Raw genomic sequence first — 4,256 nt, forward strand, 5'->3', positions numbered from 1 at the left:
TGTCAATCTCCTGCTGGGCAAAAACCTCCGGAAGATTTCTCCCGGAACGGCTTACAAAATTCCGCCGAACGGAACGACGCCCCATTCGAATATCAACGTGACCGATGAACCGCTGAAACTGTTCTGGCTTATGAGGGTCCCGTAAATAAATACTGCGGTGTCAATTATTACGGCAGGAGGAACATGTGATAAAGCGAATTTCCGTTCTTTGTCTTGTGTATCTTTGCCTGGCTGCGTATCCGGTCAAAGGACAGACGGTTGATTACAGCCAGCTCGACCCGAAACCGTACGATCCTAAAACAGACCCCCACATCGATATGTTCATATCGACATGGAGAGAGTCTGTTCCACGGCAAACGTACGGCCAGCTAATCGAGCGTGATATATTCACTCCTTGCCAGGGCGATCTGATTCACCCCGCAACAAGGGGAGCCGTTCTGGAATATGTCAGACGGTTTACGTACGGAACGCTCGACAGGCATAAATCCACAACGCCTGCAACGCTCAAGGGCGAGCAGGTGATATTTTACATCGTTTCGGGACAGGGAACAATCAAGGCCGGAAAGAAAACAGCCGATCTCCATGAGGGTGTCGGTGTTCTCATGCCGGAGGGGCTCGAATTCAGCATGACAAATACGGCTGAAGACCCGCTCGCGATGTATATCATTGCCGAACCGGTTCCCGATGGTTTCGTGCCGAGCCCGGAGATGCTGGTAAAAGACGAGAACACCATACCTGTCGGCACCACACAGTCTCACTGGAGCCATATCACCCGGCCATTATTTTACCACCAGAAAGAGCTTGCAACGCTTGCCGGTATGTCACCGGTATGGTTCGATCCCATGACACTCGGCCAAGCCCACAGTCATGGCAAAGGTCAGGAAGAGATCTGGTTCGTGTTAAAAGGCGATGTTATTGTCCATCTGGGCAAGGAAATACGGCGGCTGTCACCCGGTTATGCTTATAAAATTCCTCCCGACGGTAAAACACCGCACTCGAATATCAACGTATCCGATGATCAGATCAAGCTCTTCTGGTTCATGGTGAATAAAACGCAATGAAGCCGTTATGACTTGTTTGTCGAGAATAACCCGGAGGATAAACGGATGATACATAAGCGATATGTACTGTTCATGGGATTTCTGTTTATTGTCTCCTCTCTGGTTTTTGCTCAGAATCCTGAATCATACAGCCAGCTCGACCCGAAACCGTACGACCCGAAGGTCGATGCCAATATCGACCTCTACATGGGCAACTGGAAGGAGTCGATGCCCTTTCGAACGCACGGCTCCCTTATCGAACGTGATGTCCTCACCAGGGGCGACCCGATGAAGCCAACAAGGAGAGGGGCTGTCCTCAAGTACGTGAACCGCTTCACTCACGCGACGCTCGATAGCCGTGCTTCGACAACCCCGGTAACGCTCACCGGCGAACAGGAGATTTTCTACATCATCTCCGGTAACGGGACTGTCACTGCGGGTAAGAAAACCGCGGAGCTTTACAGCGGTGTTGCCGTGCTCATGCCTGCGAATCTCGAATTCACCATGAAGAACACCGGCGATGCCCCACTGACCATGTATCTCGTCGCGGAGCCCTGTCCCGAGGGATTCCGTCCGAACAAAGACATGCTCGTCGTGGATGAAAATACACTCCCGGTGTCATCGTCAAACGCCCACTGGGTCGGGATCGTCCAACAGCATTTCACCGCGAAGGACGGCCTCGGAACGCTCGAATCGGTGCTGACCTGCTCGTTCGATCCCATGACATTCTTTCAGCCGCACAGCCATGATGCCACAACAGAGGAAGTCTGGGTAACGATAGACGACGATATCCATGTCCTGCTCGGCAAACAGATTCGACTCCAGCCGCCGGGAACCGCATACATGATACCGCCCGATGGCAAAACACCGCATGCCAACTTCAATGTTTCAGACAGGATAGTGAAGATGTTCTATTTCGCCCGGTACCGTGATCATGAGGTGAGGAAGTAGCATGGTTTCGGCAGAAGAACAAGGCACTTTATCGCCGAATAACTTCACCTTTTTAAGGTGCTGTTTATTGTTGCTTTACCTGATGGCATAATTTGGCCCGACCTATTCACAAGATTCAATAGAACACGGATTAACGCGGACCGGGCGGATTTTTGCGGATTTGTTTTTGTACCTGATCTATGCAATACTGTAGGGGTAATTCATGAATTACCCCTATTCTGTGTCTTCGTGTTGAAATTTTTTCATGAATAACCCTCATGACTATAAATAGTCACAACGAAGGATGAAAAATGTATGCAGGCTGTATATGGATTCCCGATTAAAGATTCGGGAATGACGGCGGTACAGGGACTCCAGGCACATGGCCGGGACTTCCCCACAGGAAACCGTCGATACATTTTCAGATAAACCCGAGTTAGCTTCGCGAGCAAAGAGAGCGTCCATTGGAACGTCTGGTATTGCCGTGATGCAGGAAGATTACTCAACAATGTCCTCCAACATACTCAAGACAGCCTGTTTCAACACAGGAATGTCTCGTTGCACAACGTCCCAGATCCTCTCCATATCCACACCCAGATAGTTATGAACAAGTACATTCCTGAATGCCACAATACGAGCCCATTCAATTTCAGGATGAGTTGCCTTCAGTCCCTCTGAAAGACGTTGTGTTGCTTCTGTCATCGTTTGAAGATTCCGTAAAACCGCATCCTGAAGTGTATGTGATGCCATAAATCTATCCCTGCCTCCGGCAATGTTCTCCTGGACACGATGGATACACTCCTTGATGTGCTTGAGATAGACGGTATCATCTTTCATATCGGTACAGCCTCCCGTAACACACTGTCACGGATATCCGGATTAAGTGCTTTCTCCGTCACAATTTCGACTCTGCGACCGAGGAGTTGTTCAAGCTCCATGATGAGACCCGCAGGGAACCACGAAGATGTATGCGGACCGACATCGATGAGTAGGTCGACATCACTTTCAGTACCTGCTTCCCCCCGGACACTGGAGCCAAAGAGTCGTATGTTTAATGCTCCATGTCTGGAAGCTATCAGCCGGATTTCATCACTTTTTGAATGTAGGATTTCCTGTATTGTCATTTTATATTCCTTTATAATTGGTCTTTCAGCATATCATTAGTATTTAATCGACCCTTTCTGTCCTGTTATGAAAAATCCATTCGCTTCCAAGAGTCGGACAAGTTCGCTGAATTTTGAATCGGTTCTCACGGAATCTTTGGCATAATGGATTGAGGATGCGCGGCTCGGCTGAAACTAACCGCCGTCATCTCCACTTTCTTTAATTCCTGTCACTTTTCAAGGCTTTCGGAATCACCAGCCGCACCTGACTCTATGCGCGTATTGTGCCCTGGGGTAATGACTCCCCTTGAAATTAGATGCTCCAAGAATTCATCGTAATTGAGTATGTGATCCTTTCCCAGCACGCAGACAGCATTCTTAAGCATTTTATTGTCAGTTGTTACCAAAATGCACGTTGGATTATTCTGGCAGAATATAATGGTGCTTAAGTCAATTGTGGAAATGCGGTTCCCAATAAGTACCATCGGCTGACCATCAATTTCTTTCACCAAAAAAGGCGTTTTTGTTCGCCCTCCGTCACCAGCGTAGTCAGAATTGCACATGTGCTTCACAAGCTTCTGGTACTTCGGAGCCATCACAGGAAAGAACTGCCCAACTTCTCCGTTAACTAGTTCCAACAGAATCTCATTTGTGACTATATAATCGCAGTTTGGGTGCCGCTCGATGATGTCCAGAACATACGAAGCATCATTCCACAGTCTGATGATGATATTGGCATCAAGGACGTAAGTTACCATCACGCTTTCTAGGTGCCTAACTTTATATTCAAATTTAAAATAATTGATTTATCAATCTGTCAGTTACGAGTGATACTGTAATTACATAAACGCATAATAAACGATTTTGGCTAATTTTGTCAAGGATATAGAATGACAATTTTTGCGAAAAAATACCTCTGGTTTTTTCAACTTGATTTGGGAGCGCAGGGCTTCATTAACAGCAAATTTGGAAGGAAATACCCTCGATGCATCAGGGCTAAGCAGTACCAAATTAATACCCTTCTGCAATAGTGTCCGGTTATAATTGTTATAAAAGTTCGAAATATCCTGTAAACAGGGCATTTACCGGCATATGGATTGTTTTAGATTTGATTGTTACCCCTTTTCTCCACCCTAACTCACCCCCTGCCCCCTCTCTTGCCACAAGAGAGGGGAAGCGCCCG

The 4,256-nt window shown here is 47.6% G+C and carries 5 protein-coding genes; 2 read left to right on the forward strand and 3 right to left on the reverse strand.

Features of this window, described 5'->3' with window-relative positions:
• Positions 1-185 precede the first annotated feature (185 nt).
• On the forward strand, positions 186-1,061 hold the full coding sequence (locus LLG96_06905; GenBank protein MCE5249933.1) for a cupin domain-containing protein: 876 nt from the start codon (positions 186-188) through the stop codon (positions 1,059-1,061).
• 45 nt (positions 1,062-1,106) lie between these two features.
• Complete coding sequence (locus tag LLG96_06910) at positions 1,107-1,991, forward strand: cupin domain-containing protein (protein ID MCE5249934.1); 885 nt, start codon at positions 1,107-1,109, stop codon at positions 1,989-1,991.
• Positions 1,992-2,468: 477 nt separating this feature from the next.
• Here the strand turns inward: LLG96_06910 and LLG96_06915 are convergent, their stop codons facing one another.
• The 3 genes from LLG96_06915 to LLG96_06925 form a co-directional block, all read right to left on the reverse strand.
• On the reverse strand, positions 2,469-2,807 hold the full coding sequence (locus LLG96_06915) for a DUF86 domain-containing protein (GenBank protein ID MCE5249935.1): 339 nt from the start codon (positions 2,805-2,807) through the stop codon (positions 2,469-2,471).
• Positions 2,804-3,094, reverse strand: coding sequence for a nucleotidyltransferase family protein (locus tag LLG96_06920; GenBank protein MCE5249936.1), 291 nt, complete (start codon positions 3,092-3,094; stop codon positions 2,804-2,806). Before LLG96_06920 ends, LLG96_06915 begins: the two co-directional genes overlap by 4 nt.
• 209 nt (positions 3,095-3,303) lie before the next feature.
• The gene (locus LLG96_06925; GenBank protein ID MCE5249937.1) at positions 3,304-3,831 is read right to left on the reverse strand and encodes a hypothetical protein; all 528 of its coding nucleotides are present in this window, start codon (positions 3,829-3,831) and stop codon (positions 3,304-3,306) included.
• Positions 3,832-4,256: the final 425 nt, after the last annotated feature.

The sequence above is a fragment of the bacterium genome (assembly GCA_021372535.1).
GTDB lineage: Bacteria > Latescibacterota > Latescibacteria > Latescibacterales > Latescibacteraceae > JAFGMP01.

Excerpts from the sequence above, each read along its gene's own strand:
- LLG96_06910 (MCE5249934.1), top strand. The coding sequence starts at position 1,107 with ATGATACATAAGCGATATGTACTGTTCATGGGATTTCTGTTTATTGTC.
- LLG96_06915 (MCE5249935.1), bottom strand. The coding sequence starts at position 2,807 with ATGAAAGATGATACCGTCTATCTCAAGCACATCAAGGAGTGTATCCAT.
- LLG96_06920 (MCE5249936.1), bottom strand. The coding sequence starts at position 3,094 with ATGACAATACAGGAAATCCTACATTCAAAAAGTGATGAAATCCGGCTG.
- LLG96_06925 (MCE5249937.1), bottom strand. The coding sequence starts at position 3,831 with ATGGTAACTTACGTCCTTGATGCCAATATCATCATCAGACTGTGGAAT.